Consider the following 14,933-nt stretch of genomic DNA (forward strand, 5'->3'; position numbering starts at 1 on the left):
GGGGAGCCTTGAGCTTCCCCTTTTTTATTTTGACAAAGTAAGAAGTCCTTCAATATGATTTACATGAAGCAAAAGTTCATGAACATCATTGATCCTCAGGTCAGCTGGGCAGCCCAACATATGTGCAATTTGCGTTATAATGTCCGAGCTTTTTGTAGAAGTTTTTCTGAGCTCCCGAATGGAGAGCGCGCCTGCGGATTTTGAGAGTTTTTCACCATCCATTCCTCTGAGCAAAGGATGATGTAGGAAATTTGCATGTGAAAAGGAATCAAAACCCAATCGTTGGGCCAGAAAAAGTTGAGCAGCAGATGAGTCTTTAAGGTCTTCTCCCCTAACCAGGATATTCACCCCCATATCCCTATCATCAACCAAAGAAGCAATCTGATAAGCTGGAATTCCATCTTTCCTCAGGATCACAAAGTCCCGCATACTGGCATAAAGGTTCAGGCGTTGAGGTCCCTGCTTCAGGTCTTCCCACTCTACAAAACTGCCTTCCGGCACCTTTATCCTAATAGCGTACTTATCAAGCAAAGCAGGATCCAGATTAGACTCTCTGCAGGTCCCGGGATATTGCCCGTCTTCTGATTCTTTTAGAATTTGCTTGCGGGTACAGCTACAAATAAAATAATCTTCTTCCAGCTCTTTGATCACTTCGAGATAGCGATCTATGCGTAAACTCTGCGAATAGGTCTTTTGCAATTCGTCAGGACTTTGGGGCCCTTCATCATAGTCCAGGCCCAACCAATCAAGGGTCCTAAAAATATCTTCTACATATTCTGAGCGCATGCGGGGCGCATCCAAATCGTCTATACGTAAAATCAATGGAGCATTATGGCTTTTTGCCATTAGCCAGGTATAAACAAAATTGAGTGCATTCCCCAAATGGAGGAATCCACTGGGAGTTGGAGAAATCCTGGTCTTGAAATAAGGTTCTTCCAGATCCATAGTAAAGACGAGAATTAGTTAATTTTACAAAGATTTCCTTATTATTCCTAAAGCTTCAAGCGGCTTTTTTTGGTCGAGTGTAATTTTCTCGTAAGCAATTATTCCACTAAGACAAGCACCTGGAATGCCCTGCCCTGGGTAGGTACTGTCTCCACATATATACGCCCGTTTGTGATCCAGACGAGCATCCATCATTTGCCAGGGTTTGATGGACATATATTGGGGATAGCCTCCTACAAATCCCCAGGATCGTGCCGTCCATTTTTCCCAGGCACCCGCTGTAGAAGAATGGGAAAAAATAATTTCATCTGCATCTAAAAAACCCTGCTCACTCAAGGCTGCAATAATAGCAGCTTCAATTTCGCTTTTATCTTCGATCACGTGATTAGAAGGGTCCGGAATATGGGTTGAGATAGAAGCCACATATTCATTCATACCACACCTCAATTGATCATCCGGATGAGAAAGGCTGAGGAAAATGCTATCTGTATTGATTTGAGGTAAAGCTTCTTTCAAATGTATCTGGTAATGAATACAGTCGAATTTCTTTTTCCGGGGAAAAACAATTCCCATTGTAAAAGCACTGTTCAATTGATCTGATTTCATCAATTTTCCTTTATGCTTCTTTTCAAGCTCTGATCCACGAAATAGCTTGAGGGTATTGTTTAAAGGGATGGCTGAAATAAGGCTCTTCGCAGAAAATGATTCCTGCTTTCCTCTATAGACACTTTCAACTTCATAGAATCCGTTATGGTAAGTAAGTTTTTCTACCGGTTTTCTCAATTGAACTTCTCCTCCTCGCTCACGGATATAGTCAACCAGCAAATCAGCGACCTTTATCAAGCCCCCTTCTACATAATAGTTCTTATAATTGGTGTAGCAGAGTGCAGTCGCCCCAAATAAGACATTCACCTCCTTCAGATAATTTTGAGCCGTAATCAGGAGTTGTTCATTGACAAAATCGACAAATGGCTCATTGTCGAGCAAATCATACTTGCCCAAAAGTCCTTCCATGGATTGAAAAGCCAGGCGAGCAAAGCCCAATTGTTTGAATTCAAAATTTTTAGCTGCTGATAATAAATCGGAAAAAGAGCTGGGAGGAAAAGCCTTTTGTTTGAGCGATGTATCCCAGACAAACTGACTGACCTTGAAGCAATATTCCCAAAAGGCCCGTTGATTTTTCTTACCAAAAACCCTTTCTGCTTCTGTTATCCAATCTTCCAGATCATGGTATCGCGTGATTTCCGTACCATCTTTCAACAAAACTTTCATCGGAATCTCCAGCTCCCAGGCATCAAGTTCAATCCCTAATTCATCCAGCAAATGCCCCAAAGGCATGTTTTTTTCCAATCCGACTAAAGTTGTTGCCCCTGCCTCAAAAATGTAACCTTTTCGAGGATAAGAACTCATACAACCACCGGGCAACCAATTTTGCTCTAACACCGTAACAGGAAAGGCATCACGGCTAAGTAGGGATGCAACAGCAAGCCCTGCAATGCCACTGCCGATAATGATGTATGGAGATTTAGCTTGCATCAGAAAAAGAACAGGAAAATATGAGAATTGTTTAATGTGTAAACAAAAATCAAAATCCACAGGTTCTTTTTAAGATGTGACAAAAATTAATCTATATAGTCAAAAATAAGACAGCTAGAATTTTTATTTTTGTTGAATTTCGAAAAACAAAATCAAATAGAGATCAGTTCCCTTCATGAAAGTCGCCGTATATAGAAAGGCACATTTTAACGCAGCCCATCGTCTTCATAATCCTGACTGGTCTGATGAAATGAACCAAAGAGTATTTGGGAAATGTAATAATCCCAACTACCATGGGCATAATTATGATCTGGAAGTAAAGATTGTAGGAGAGGTTGACACAAGAACCGGCTACGTAATGGATATGAAGGAATTGAAAGATCTGATCAACGAACATATCCTGGAAAGATTTGACCACAAAAACCTCAACCTGGATACAGAAGAATTCAAATCACTGAATCCCACAGCTGAGAATATCGCAGTTGTAATCTGGAATATTCTAGATAAACAGCTGAGGGACGAATTACAATTAACAATTAGATTATATGAAACCGAACGAAACTTTGTGGAATACCCCGCCACGTAATGGGGTAAATGGCCATAATGGACGCAATGGACATAATGGTCAGAACCACTCAGGGAAACACGGTCTTCATGAGGAATTGGGAGATTTGCATGTCGCAACTTCGACTGACACGCCTTTGAAGCCTGATGCTTTCGAGATGGATGACGACAAGAAAATTGAGCTAATTGAGGCACACTTTTCAGAAATCATGGACATCCTGGGATTGGACCTGACCGATGACAGTCTAAGCGGTACTCCGAGGAGAGTTGCGAAAATGTATGTCAAAGAGATCTTCAGCGGACTTAATCCTGCGAACAAACCCGAAGCACGTATGTTTGAGAACAAATATCAGTACAATCAAATGCTGATAGAGAAGGATATCACCTTCTATTCAAACTGCGAGCATCATTTTGTACCTATTTATGGCAAAGCTCATGTCGCTTATATTTCAAATGGCATGGTTGTTGGTCTATCAAAACTGAACCGGATCGTGCAATATTTTGCTAAGCGACCCCAGGTTCAGGAAAGGATGACTATGCAAATAGTCAAAGAGTTGAAGGAGGCCCTGAATACAGAAGATGTGGCAGTAATCATAGACGCAAAACACATGTGTGTTTGCTCTAGAGGAGTCAAAGATGTGAACAGTAGTACGATCACTGCAGAATATTCAGGAAAATTTAAAAATTTTGAAACTAAAAAAGAGTTTCTATCGTTATTAGAATTGTAGTAGTAGTAGTTTTAATAGATCCTTATGCGCAGAACGCCCGTTCTGCGCATTTCTTTTTGCCCAAAATCTTGCATACTTTGCTCCAGTAGCCGTTTTTCTCTATACTAGAGTTCTATCTTTGAAGAAAGAAAATATATGCTGGGATACTTCCTTGGGCTTAGCACTATAGACATACAATACCTCGTAAATTCCTTCCCTCGGGAAAATATCAAGCAAAAATCCACAGATTTTTGCATAAATATTGGCGGACCTGCACTCAATGCAGCAGCGACTTTTGTTCGACTGGGGGGACAAGCAAAATTCTTCACGGTTGTAGGTTCAAATCCTTTGCGCCCTTTTATTCTGTCTGAAGCCGAAAAATTGGGAATCGAAATCATCGACCTTTCGCCTGATGAAAAAGAATTACCTATAATGGCCACGGTGATCAGCAATGCACAAAGTGGAGATCGGTCTATCCTCAGAAATACAGGAAGGCAGCCTAAACTGGACTTGGAAATACTAAGGACTGCACTTAGGGATACGCCCGATATTGCACTATTGGATGGATTTCATATGGATGGGGCAATCATATTAGCTGAATATGTAAAAGCTTTGGCTAAACCTATTGTTATGGATGGAGGAAGCTGGAAGCCGCGCAGTCCGGAATTGATTGCACATTCAGATATAGCCATTTGTTCCGCTGATTTCACAACAGCTGATATGCCCGTTTTTGAATACCTGAAAGCTCAAGGGGTTAACTACAGGGCAATAAGTCGAGGAGCCAAGCCTATTTTATTTGAAGAGGGAAGTCAGAAAGGTGAGATAGAAGTAACTCAGGTAAAAGCGATTGATAGCTTAGGAGCAGGAGATATCCTTCATGGAGCTTTTGCCTATTATTTTGCCAGGGGAGATAGTTTTCAGTTGGCATTAGAAAAAGCAGCTGGAGTTGCCAGCATGAGCACCAGTTGGTTTGGGACCAGATTTCCTAATCAATAAGTTCAGATTCATCCCATTGATTTTCCGTTCCCGGCACAGGATCATAGCCAGAACCTCCCCAGGGATGACAGGAGCTGATGCGTTTGATGGCTAAGGCGCCTCCCTTAAAAGGACCGTGCAACTGTATAGCTTCTTTCGCATAATGGCTACAAGTGGGAGTATATCTACAGCTAGGGGGAAATAAAGGAGAGATGACGTATTGATAAAATTTAATCAATAGTAAAAAGAATCCACCTATCAATGTTCGAAGCATACACAAAGATACGGATTCGGCTCCATTTGTTTCAGGATTTGTATCTTTATTGTCTTAATATCTCCTTATGATTCTTAATACTACGACTCGATTTCTCCTATTATCCTTTTTTTGTATTTCCCTTTCCCCTTTAACTTCTTATTCCCAGGAAATCAAAAATGTTCTCCTTGATAATACGGGTTTACTCTATCAACCTTGTGAACCCAGCATCGCCATCAATCCCAAAAATCCTGACAATATTGTAGGTGGTGCCATACTCAATAAGGTTTATTACACAATGGATGGAGGAAAGAATTGGGAAACCGGCAAATTGAGATCAAGCTATGGGGTTTTTGGAGACCCTTGTATCATTGCCGATAAGAAAGGCAATTTTTATTATTTCCACCTTTCAGATCCGGATCAAAAAGGTTGGTTTAGCGACAAACTACTTGACAGGATCGTAGGGCAAAGATCCAGAGATGGAGGAAAAAGCTGGGACAATGGATCTTTTATGGGCGAAAGACATCCCAAAGATCAGGACAAAGAATGGGCCATTGCCAATCCCAAAAACGGACATCTTTATGTAACATGGACCCAATTTGATGCTTATGATAGCAAAGATCCTCAGGACAAGAGTAATATCCTTTTTTCCTATTCCAAAAATAAAGGCAAGAGCTGGAGTGAGGCGGTCCGGATCAATCAAATTTCCGGGGATTGTATTGACGACGATGGGACAACCGAAGGAGCAGTGCCAGCGGTTGGGCCTAAAGGGGAAATTTATGTAGCCTGGTCCCTGAATGAAAAAATATATTTTGACAGAAGTCTTGATAAAGGCAGAACCTGGATGGAAGAAGACAAAGTGATAACAGAACAGCCTGGCGGTTGGACCATTGACATTCCCGGCTTAAATCGCTCCAATGGCATGCCTATTCTACTTTGTGATGTGAGTAAAACTGATACCCGAGGCAATCTCTATGTAAACTGGGCTGACCAAAGAAATGGAGAAGACGATACAGACATTTGGGTCAGTAAATCCACAGATGGCGGAGATAGCTGGTCCGCTCCTAAAAGAGTAAATGATGATGGAGCAGGCAAACAACAATTTCTCAGCTGGATGACTATTGACCAAACGACGGGTTATCTCTATACAGTATTTTATGACAGAAGGAATCATGCAGGTCTGGAAACGGACGTATATATCGCCTATTCTACTGATGGGGGCGAAAGTTTTACCAATGTGAAAATCAGCGAAAGTCCCTTCACACCCGGAAGAGCTCCCTTCTTCGGAGATTATAATAATATCTCCGCTCATGCCGGAAGAATTTGTCCGATATGGACCCGGGAAGAAAATGCAAAAACCAGCGTCTGGACAGCGGTTATTTCTGAAAGTGATCTGGGAATCAAATAAATGCTATCGCTTCAGGACCTTTTCAGACAGAAAGCGACCAGAAGAATCCTCAATTTTCAAAATATAAAGGCCACTTTCTAATTGGGACATTGGGAGTTCCAGCCTTTGAGTTTGGGAACTAATATCTCTTTGCCATACTTTTTGCCCCAGCATGTTCTGCAAGCTAAGGTTGAAGTCTTCTTGCTGAATTTGGGTATACAAAAAATCGATGGTCAGATTGTCAGCTACCGGATTGGGAGCCAGGTTCATTCTAAGTCCGGGTATGCGTAAATCTCTGTCTGTAGAAACGACAGTAGAAGCTACCAAATCGGCAATTACAGGTAGATGGTCGGACATGAGGATAAGGGCCGTACACACGCTGAAAGGCACCTCAGAATTCCCCTGACACTGTAGAGACTGATTATAAGGATTGGAATCATTGCCAAAAGCAGTATAGCTGGCGTTTTCCAATTGGAGGTCCGAATTTGCATTGACCAGTTCGGAACTAAACAGCATCATATCAAAGCGATCATCCATACCTCCTGCTGATCCACAATCCTGGCTGGTTGTACGGGTAGACTGTGTATAAAAGGCTGCTCCACCAGCGCCTCCCCAACCAACCGTCGAAATCACATCGACCAGACTTAGTGCGGCATTGCTATTGTTAGTCATGGTTTGGTAGGCCGTTTCACTCGGACGATAGATATTAAAATCTCCCATGACCACTACTCCATCGCCATTGGCATTTTGGTCAATCCAGTTCATCACCAGATTTGCTGCCACCGCTCTGCTATTCGCAGAACTGCTTTCATCAGTCGCTTTAAAGTGTCCTACTATACAATAGAAAAAGAGGGAATCATTTCCATTTATACCACTCCCCTTCACAAATAATCGATAGGCATTGATATCGCGCAGACTATAAGGAATGACCGATTCAGAGATCAACTCAAGCTTATCTTCATTGTAGAAAAGTTGATTGACAATACTTGAATTTGCCTGATTCGTAATACTAGCCCTTTTAATAGCGTTTGTATATCCAAAGGAACGGGAAACAATTCCGTTGCTGAAAATAGGATTTGGATTTATCTCATTAACCGTAAATACATCCGGTCGTGCTTCTTCCAGGATTGTTTCCAGCCAGGCATATTTGCTCAACACATCAACATTGCCACAGTTATTACCAAAATTGAGCAAATTATAATGCATCATTTTGATTCTCTGTTGAGCAGGAAGCGTGCTGGAAAGAAGGAGGAAGGACAAAAAAACCAGGAGTATGCGCATGTAAATTTTTGGTTAATGATCTTGAGAAGCCAAAAATACAAATCCTAAAAGTTTTGTATCTATGTAAGCGAAATATTTTACAGAATAATTCATCATGATGAAGCCAAAACTTCCTGAATCCACGATCTTTTCTTTCTTCCTCCTCTTATTCATTTCCTTTGGGAATATCAGCCTTCTGGATGCACAGCCAGAAAAGGATCCCAATAAATTTCCTGTAGGAATTGCCGAGGGGAGTTATGATCGGGTTTATCCTTTATCTGAAAATCTCTCACGTGTCAAAAAAGGAGTAAAATTTGGATTTGTAAATCAAGAGGGAACCCTGGTTATCAGTCTGATTTTTGATAAAGCGGCTGACTTTTCCATGGAAAGAGCCCGTGTTAGCCTCAATGAAAAAAGTGGCTTTATCGACAAAAGTGGCGAGGTAGTTATTCCGATGATGTACGACAGGTGCTGGAGTTTTACAGAAGGATTAGCAAAAGTTAAATTGAATGATAAGTATGGCTTCCTAAATCCTGAAGGCGAGCCGATAATTCCCATTGAGCACGATGAAGCTCAGCCCCCTTCCGAAAAAATGGTTCTGGTCAGGCTTGGGACGAAGTATGGATTCTATAGCAATGAGGGTCAATTGAGTATTCCCCTTAATTTTGATGAGGCCTATTCCTTCTTTGCAGGTAAAGCACGAGTCAGAATGGGAAATGACTGGTTTTATATCGACAAAGGAGGGAGATGTATAGAAGATTGCAAGAACTAAGCGTGATTTCCAACTCCCGGAATTCCTTGCTGTCCTTTCTTTGAAAGCCTGTCAATTACTCCCCTTATGGAAAGCAAAACTGAAAGCCTGAATATAAAATGCCCGAATTGTGGTTCTCCTCATGTTGCCTTTAGTGCGGAGCATCAGGCGCTTCATTGCGAATATTGTGAATTCAGCAAACATCTCCCGAAAGGGAATGATGAAATTGTCGAACGCCCCCTTTCAGCTTCCTATCATGCTGAGGATAGTCCTACCGGTCTTCATGTGAATGCCAAAGAAATTCACTGTGAAAACTGCGGATCGGACACCATGATTTCTCGTGAGCAGGTAAATCTTTCCTGCCCTTTTTGTGGTTCTAATCATGTCAATGAGCAGGCCATGAGCCAGAGGATCATAGAACCCTCAGGAGTTTTGCCTTTTAGCGTACCAGAGGATGAGGCCAAATCAAAATTTGAGAAATGGATAGGCTCAGGCTGGTTTAGTCCCTCCAATCTTTCCAAAAAAGCCCAAATCGATTCCATAAAAGGCGTCTACCTACCCTTTTGGACTTTCGATGCTTTCACAGAATCAAGTTGGAAAGCAGAAGCAGGCTATTATTACTTTGTCCAGAAAAAAGTAAGGGGGCCCAATGGTCAAATACAAACGAAGACAGTACGCAAAGTAAGATGGGAAGCTGCAAGCGGTTATTTTGATCACTTCTTTGACGACACCTTGATTTGTGCTTCTCATGGAGTGGGTCAAAAGTTGGTAGATCAAATACTTCCCTATCACTTAAGTCAGGTAGTAAACTTTGACAATCGATATCTCCTCGGCTGGGATACCGAATTGTACCAGAAAAATTTGCAGGAAGGCTATGAAGTGGCTGATCAGAAAATGGATAATTTCATCCGAAGCGCCTGTGCAAGTCAGATACCGGGAGATACCTATCGAGGCCTCAGGGTGCGCACGGAAAAACACCGCCATACCTTCAAACACCTTTTATTGCCTCTTTGGATTGCGGGATACACCTATAAAGGCAAGGTTTTTCAATTCATCGTAAATGGCCAAAGTGGAAAAATTTCTGGCAAAAAACCCGTGTCTTGGGTAAAAATCACACTTTTAGTGATCCTCATTGCAATAATTGTCGCTGTAATCGTTTATTTTTCAGGGGCACAGTTTTAACATGCGTATACCCAATTAGCATCTGTGTCTTGTAAAGGTTTCAAATTTGTAATAATTTGAAATGAGTCACCCTGAACAGAGCATATGTGGTTTACCAAGAAAAGTGAGGTTATTACTGCTGCAGATTTTAGTCTGAATGTAGGAAGAATGTTATTAGGTGCTTTCCCCATCATCCTCCTGGGGATACGTCTGGCCCATCCGAAGGAATTTGAATTAAACATCATCAATGACATAAGTGCCTACACCATCGGTATTTACTGTTGGGGGGTTTTGCTTTTATCCTTCTTGATCGATTGGGTGAGAGAGAATATTTATTCTATGGTGATCATGGCGATTGCCCTGATTGGCTTTGATTATCTCTACAATCTCTACCTGACTCAGTTCTCACTTTATGCCCGTACGGGCCTCATGTTGATGATTGCAGTGACTATGTGGTATTTCAATGACCGCATTCATGTGCTCATTTTCATGTTTGTATTTCTGCTCCTGATTGTTCTGACTGCCTTTCTGACTCCTCCACAGGGAGTAATCGATATAGAGATCATCAAATTCATCGCTCGCTACGTCCTGCTTTGTACGGTCATTTACTTGATTGTTGGATCTCATATTCATACCCTCAATCGTTTGGTGCATCAGAGCCAGGAAAACAGGCAAATGATGATTAATCTCAATGAAGGAGTCTGGCAAGTAGATAATAAAGGGACTATCAGATTTGTCAACAATATGATCTGCAAGATGCTCGGCTATAAAAATAGCGAGTTGGTAGATGTGATGAATGTCTTGGAAATGGTTGCCCAGGAGGATAAAGAACTCCTGGACGAAAAACTCCTTGAACGCAAGCAAGGTATCTCCGGCACATACGATATTCGTATGGTTCGCAAAGATGGATCTATCATCTGGATGCAAATCAGTGCTACCCCTATCTTTGATAAAAATGAATTTGTCGTAGGATCGACTTCTATCGCGATCGATATCACTGATAAAAAGGCTGGCGAACTGGAACTGGACAATTATTCCAATGCCTTAAAATACACCAATAAAGAATTGTCGATCAAAAATGCCGAGCTAGAGCAATTTGCCAGTATGGCTGCGACAGATCTTCGCTTTCCCCTCGAAAAAATAGAACAGGCATCCGTGATTCTTCGACATCTTCAGGATAAGCCAGATCCTTTGGCTGATGAATACATGGATGAGATCACAAACAGAAGTAAACAGATGCGTGATCTGATTGATGCACTCAATATCTATTCTTCCTCGGGCGCTGATAAAATGCAGGCCCAATCTGTAGACCTGAATGAAGTCATAAAAGAAGTGGAGAGTAATCTGGCTGATAATTTCGAGGCCTATAACGTTCAGTTGCATTATGATCAATTGCCTACCCTCAATGCGGACCGTATTCAAATGATCCGCCTCTTCAAAAATATCATCGACAATTCCGTAACATACAGAGGGGAAAAACCACCGGAAATAAACATTTCCCACACCCTTGATATAGAGAAGAAGCAACACATATTTGCCTTCGAAGACAATGGTGCGGGTATCAAACGTGAAGACTACGATAAAATCTTCATGATCTTCCAAAAAGACTCAGAAACAGACCAAAATATTGGAATGGGATTGGCCATTAGTAAAAAGATTGCCCTCAATCACAATGGCAGGCTCTGGTTTACCTCAAATGTAGGCAAGGGTACTACCTTTTATTTGAGTCTTCCCTGTACGTCTGAGGAAAGATGCCCTGAAACGGGAAAACTACTTAGTGAAGTAGAGAGAGAAAAGCAGCTTGCCTCCCAAAATGGCAATGGTGTAAAAAAAGAGACCAAAGCAAAATTGAGTGAGGAAGCCGTAGATTAAAGCTGTTCGCTCTCCTGCAATTTGTGGGTTTCAAATACAAAATCATACAATTCCTGCATCAGGATCATCACCTTTTTGATCCTTGACACATCCTGATAGATCATGTATAAATGTTTGGGAGTTTGTTTGATTTTTACCCGTGCCGTAAAGGTTTGTACATATTCCAGTACTCTACCAAATTCAGGACTTTGATAAAAGCTGGATTCCTGATTGTTGATAAAATACAAGCGCAAACTATTGGCTTTTAAGCCTACCCGTTCTATTCCCATCTGCTTGGCCAATTCTCGAATCCGGGTTGCATCAAAGAGTCCCATTACCTGAATGGGCATAGGACCAAATCGATCTATCAATTCAACTTGTATTCCTCGTAGCGTTTCTTCAGAGTCTGCCCCTGCAATCCGTCGGTAGAATTTCAAGCGTTCGGGTATGCTTGGTAAATAGGATTCTGGAATTCGAATATCCAGATCAAGGTCTATTTTACAATCCTCCACAAAGACTTTCTTCCGATGAGTCAATTCTTCCTCAAACATATCCGAGAAGTGCTCCTCTTTTAGTTCCCGCACAGCCTCATCCAGAATCTTGTGATACATATCATAGCCGATCTCTGCTACGAATCCGCTCTGTTCGGGCCCCAGGAGGTCTCCTGCACCCCGAATATCCAAATCCCTTAGCGCAATATGAAAACCACTTCCGAGCTCAGAGAACTCCTCCATGGCCCTCAGGCGCTTTCGTGCATCCTGGGTCAATGAGATCTCCGGAGGTGCCAGCAAATAGCAGAAGGCTTTTCTATTGGAACGACCTACCCTACCTCTCATTTGGTGAAGATCAGCGAGGCCGTATTTATTGGCTTCATTGATGATGATGGTATTGGCATTAGGTATATCAAGACCAGATTCGATAATGGTAGTTGCCACCAGTACATCAAATCCTCCTTCTATAAAACTGGCCATTCGGTTTTCCAGTTCCTGGCCCGTCATCTGACCATGCCCTACCTTCACCCGGGCATCTGGCACCAATTTCTTAAGGGAACCCGCTACCTCTTCTATATCTTTCACTCTAGGGTGGATGAAAAAGACCTGTCCTCCCCTTTTCAATTCATAACTGATCGCATCTCTCAAAATGGTTTGAGAAAAAGTAGTCAGAACCGTCTCTATAGGTTGTCGATTTGGTGGTGGAGTTCCTATAACTGAAAGATCCCGAATACCAGCAAGTGAAAACTGAAGGGTCCGTGGAATAGGTGTTGCGGTAAGGGTCAGGGTATCCACACCGGTTTTCAGCACCTTGAGCTTATCCTTTACATTTACCCCAAAACGCTGCTCCTCATCAATGATCAAAAGTCCCAGTTCTTTAAACTTTACATCTTTAGAGACCAAACGATGAGTTCCGATCAGCACATCTACCTTACCAGAAGCAACATTGGCCAGGGTCTCTTTGATTTGCTTTGTGCTTTTAAATCGATTGACATAGTCAACCGTAATCGGCATATCCTTGAGTCGATTAGAGAAGGTACGGAAATGTTGCAGGGCCAAAATAGTTGTTGGGACCAAGACGGCTATTTGCTTTCCATCTACCGCAGCTTTGCAGGCTGCACGTATTGCAATTTCTGTTTTCCCAAATCCTACATCCCCACATACCAGTCGGTCCATAGGGTGCGGTGCCTCCATATCAACTTTTACATCTTCTGTAGTTTTTACCTGATCCGGCGTATCCTCATACATAAATGAGGCCTCCAATTCCTGCTGGATATAGGTGTCTTTGCTATAGGCGAAACCCGGCATAGCCTTACGTTTCGCATACAGAGATACCAAATCAAAAGCCAGCTCTTTGATGCGTTTTTTGGTCTTGGCTTTTGTTTTGGCCCAGGCAGGAGAACCCAGCTTATTCAGTTTGGGTACAGCTCCTTCTTTCCCGGTATATTTACTGATTTTATGGAGGGCATTTACGTTGACGAAAATAGAATCGCCATTCTTGTACATCACTTTAGCAGCTTCCTGCGTATGTTGCCCCATCTGGATCGTATGCAAGCCCGCAAACTTCCCGATTCCATGATTTACATGAACCACATAATCTCCCGGCTTCAATGATTTGAGTGCTTTCAGGGTAAGTGCCTGAGAACGGACTTTGCTAGCCTGGCTTTTAAAACGGTGATAGCGGTCAAAAATCTGGTGATCGGTATAACAAGCAATTTCTAATTGTTCATCCTTGAATCCTTCATGGATATCTCCGATTACCCCATCAAATCGCACTTCCGGATCAACTTCTTCAAAAATTTCTTTGAGTCGCTGAATCTGTTTCTCGTTTTCTGACAGGACATAATTTCTGATATCAGATTGGGTATTTTCTTTAAAATGTTTGGCCAGCAATTCAAATTCTTTGTGAAAGGAAGGTTGGGCCTGTCCTTTCCATTCCAAACTGCTTTCTTGATCTGGAAAAAATGGATTGCCCCCCAATTCTAAAACGCTTCGACTTTTCAAGTCATTCAGAAAAGCTTCCGGTTTATAGTACACTTCATCCGGTTCAAGACTCAAGGCTGCACCTCCACTATTTTTCATGAGGGTTTCAAAATTATCCTCTGCTTTCTGATAGAGTCTTTCCAGATCTGCTTCAACAAAAGATATATTTTTTGTAATAATCAGGGTACTATCAGAAACATAATCCAGGAAGGAAACTTTCTCTTCTGTAAGCAGGCTACGTTGGATATTAGGGATAAGAGAAACTCGTTTTACCCTCTCTTCTGATATTTGGCTCACGGGATCGAAAGTCCGGATACTTTCGATTTCCTCTTCATCAAACTCCACTCTATATGGTTTTTCATGGGCAAAGGAGAAAATATCAATAATCCCACCTCTGACTGCATAATGTCCGGGTTCATAGACATATTCCTCTCTCTCAAATCCATAGGTATCCAGGGTTTCAATGATAAAGTCCATCCCGCAATCTTCACTCTCTTTGATCTCCAGGGTATTTCTTACCAGGGATCGTTTATTAACCACTTTTTCATTGAGGGCCTCTGCGAAAGTCACGATGACCTGCCTTCCGCTGCGGGTATGGTTTATCTCATTGAGAACCTCGGCTCGCTGCAGGACATTGGCATTATCTACTTCTTCTACCTGATAGGGTCGTTTATAGGAAGCAGGGAAATACAGGATTTCCTTTTTCGGCATGAGTGCCTTGAGGTCATTTTGAAAATAAAGGGCCTCTTCTTTGTCATTGAGAATGATCAGGAGGTTTCTTTGGACCAGACGATAAAGTCCCACCAACACAAAGGCTGCCTGGCTGCCCGCCATTCCTTTTATCTGAAATTTCCCCCCTTGATCTTCTTTAATTTTCTCAGCAAAGGATTTCAGCAATTCATTTTCCCTGTACGAAACCAGGATATCAGCTTTTTTCATAAAGGTATACAACAAGAATAGCCCAAAGCTTGTTCGAGAGCTTTCGGCTTGCGTTGAAATATGAGTCCCAGAAGCAAGCTCCCGGGAATGCTCGCAAGGTAGGAAAAGTGCGGAAACTTATGAAAATAGC

General features: G+C 42.1%; 12 protein-coding genes. 7 read left to right on the plus strand and 5 right to left on the minus strand.

The features are described from left to right. Positions 1-24: 24 nt before the first annotated feature. Complete coding sequence (locus R8P61_13180; protein ID MDW3648013.1) at positions 25-945, minus strand: glutamate--tRNA ligase family protein; 921 nt, start codon at positions 943-945, stop codon at positions 25-27. Positions 946-969: 24 nt separating this feature from the next. Next, positions 970-2,481, minus strand: coding sequence for an NAD(P)/FAD-dependent oxidoreductase (locus tag R8P61_13185; GenBank protein MDW3648014.1), 1,512 nt, complete (start codon positions 2,479-2,481; stop codon positions 970-972). Positions 2,482-2,656: 175 nt separating this feature from the next. Here R8P61_13185 and R8P61_13190 point away from each other — a divergent pair, with 175 nt between their 5' ends. The 3 genes from R8P61_13190 (at position 2,657) to R8P61_13200 (ending at position 4,748) form a co-directional block, all read left to right on the plus strand. After that, the gene (locus R8P61_13190) at positions 2,657-3,067 is read left to right on the plus strand and encodes a 6-carboxytetrahydropterin synthase (protein MDW3648015.1); all 411 of its coding nucleotides are present in this window, start codon (positions 2,657-2,659) and stop codon (positions 3,065-3,067) included. Beyond that, a complete protein-coding gene (folE, locus tag R8P61_13195; GenBank protein ID MDW3648016.1) occupies positions 3,027-3,773 on the plus strand; it encodes a GTP cyclohydrolase I FolE in 747 nt (248 codons plus the stop codon). Before R8P61_13190 ends, folE begins: the two co-directional genes overlap by 41 nt. Positions 3,774-3,908: 135 nt before the next feature. After that, entirely contained in the window at positions 3,909-4,748 is an 840-nt protein-coding gene (locus tag R8P61_13200; protein MDW3648017.1) for a PfkB family carbohydrate kinase, read from the plus strand. Here the strand turns inward: R8P61_13200 and yidD are convergent. Then, positions 4,738-5,001, minus strand: a complete 264-nt coding sequence (gene yidD / locus R8P61_13205; protein MDW3648018.1) for a membrane protein insertion efficiency factor YidD — start codon at positions 4,999-5,001, stop codon at positions 4,738-4,740. The two genes, R8P61_13200 and yidD, sit on opposite strands and share 11 nt — an antisense overlap. A gap of 67 nt (positions 5,002-5,068) precedes the next feature. On the opposite strand from yidD, the gene R8P61_13210 reads away from it, so the two are divergent. Next, positions 5,069-6,388: a sialidase family protein gene (locus R8P61_13210; GenBank protein MDW3648019.1), complete on the plus strand. Its 1,320-nt coding sequence runs from the start codon at positions 5,069-5,071 to the stop codon at positions 6,386-6,388. 3 nt (positions 6,389-6,391) lie between these two features. On the opposite strand, the gene R8P61_13215 is transcribed toward R8P61_13210, so the two are convergent. Beyond that, on the minus strand, positions 6,392-7,648 hold the full coding sequence (locus R8P61_13215) for a T9SS type A sorting domain-containing protein (GenBank protein MDW3648020.1): 1,257 nt from the start codon (positions 7,646-7,648) through the stop codon (positions 6,392-6,394). 94 nt (positions 7,649-7,742) lie between these two features. Here R8P61_13215 and R8P61_13220 point away from each other — a divergent pair, with 94 nt between their 5' ends. The 3 genes from R8P61_13220 to R8P61_13230 all read left to right on the plus strand — a co-directional run bounded on the left by R8P61_13220 (position 7,743) and on the right by R8P61_13230 (position 11,411). Then, on the plus strand, positions 7,743-8,399 hold the full coding sequence (locus R8P61_13220; GenBank protein ID MDW3648021.1) for a WG repeat-containing protein: 657 nt from the start codon (positions 7,743-7,745) through the stop codon (positions 8,397-8,399). A 66-nt stretch (positions 8,400-8,465) separates the two neighbouring features. Beyond that, positions 8,466-9,560 (plus strand): hypothetical protein, encoded by a 1,095-nt coding sequence (locus R8P61_13225; GenBank protein MDW3648022.1) that lies wholly within the window; start codon positions 8,466-8,468, stop codon positions 9,558-9,560. 84 nt (positions 9,561-9,644) lie between these two features. Then, complete coding sequence (locus R8P61_13230) at positions 9,645-11,411, plus strand: PAS domain S-box protein (protein ID MDW3648023.1); 1,767 nt, start codon at positions 9,645-9,647, stop codon at positions 11,409-11,411. On the opposite strand, the gene mfd is transcribed toward R8P61_13230, so the two are convergent. After that, positions 11,408-14,803, minus strand: coding sequence for a transcription-repair coupling factor (gene mfd / locus R8P61_13235; GenBank protein ID MDW3648024.1), 3,396 nt, complete (start codon positions 14,801-14,803; stop codon positions 11,408-11,410). The two genes, R8P61_13230 and mfd, sit on opposite strands and share 4 nt — an antisense overlap. Between the last annotated feature and the right edge of the window lie 130 nt (positions 14,804-14,933).

The sequence above is a fragment of the Bacteroidia bacterium genome (genome assembly GCA_033391075.1).
Taxonomy (GTDB): Bacteria; Bacteroidota; Bacteroidia; order J057; family J057; genus JAWPMV01.

What these genes read in the sequence shown, in the direction of transcription:
- R8P61_13215 (MDW3648020.1), bottom strand. Translation starts at nt 7,648, where the DNA reads ATGCGCATACTCCTGGTTTTTTTGTCCTTCCTCCTTCTTTCCAGCACG.
- R8P61_13230 (MDW3648023.1), top strand. Translation starts at nt 9,645, where the DNA reads ATGTGGTTTACCAAGAAAAGTGAGGTTATTACTGCTGCAGATTTTAGT.
- R8P61_13180 (MDW3648013.1), bottom strand. Translation starts at nt 945, where the DNA reads ATGGATCTGGAAGAACCTTATTTCAAGACCAGGATTTCTCCAACTCCC.
- R8P61_13190 (MDW3648015.1), top strand. Translation starts at nt 2,657, where the DNA reads ATGAAAGTCGCCGTATATAGAAAGGCACATTTTAACGCAGCCCATCGT.
- R8P61_13200 (MDW3648017.1), top strand. Translation starts at nt 3,909, where the DNA reads ATGCTGGGATACTTCCTTGGGCTTAGCACTATAGACATACAATACCTC.
- R8P61_13185 (MDW3648014.1), bottom strand. Translation starts at nt 2,481, where the DNA reads ATGCAAGCTAAATCTCCATACATCATTATCGGCAGTGGCATTGCAGGG.
- mfd (MDW3648024.1), bottom strand. Translation starts at nt 14,803, where the DNA reads ATGAAAAAAGCTGATATCCTGGTTTCGTACAGGGAAAATGAATTGCTG.
- R8P61_13210 (MDW3648019.1), top strand. Translation starts at nt 5,069, where the DNA reads ATGATTCTTAATACTACGACTCGATTTCTCCTATTATCCTTTTTTTGT.
- R8P61_13220 (MDW3648021.1), top strand. Translation starts at nt 7,743, where the DNA reads ATGATGAAGCCAAAACTTCCTGAATCCACGATCTTTTCTTTCTTCCTC.
- yidD (MDW3648018.1), bottom strand. Translation starts at nt 5,001, where the DNA reads ATGCTTCGAACATTGATAGGTGGATTCTTTTTACTATTGATTAAATTT.
- R8P61_13225 (MDW3648022.1), top strand. Translation starts at nt 8,466, where the DNA reads ATGGAAAGCAAAACTGAAAGCCTGAATATAAAATGCCCGAATTGTGGT.
- folE (MDW3648016.1), top strand. Translation starts at nt 3,027, where the DNA reads ATGAAACCGAACGAAACTTTGTGGAATACCCCGCCACGTAATGGGGTA.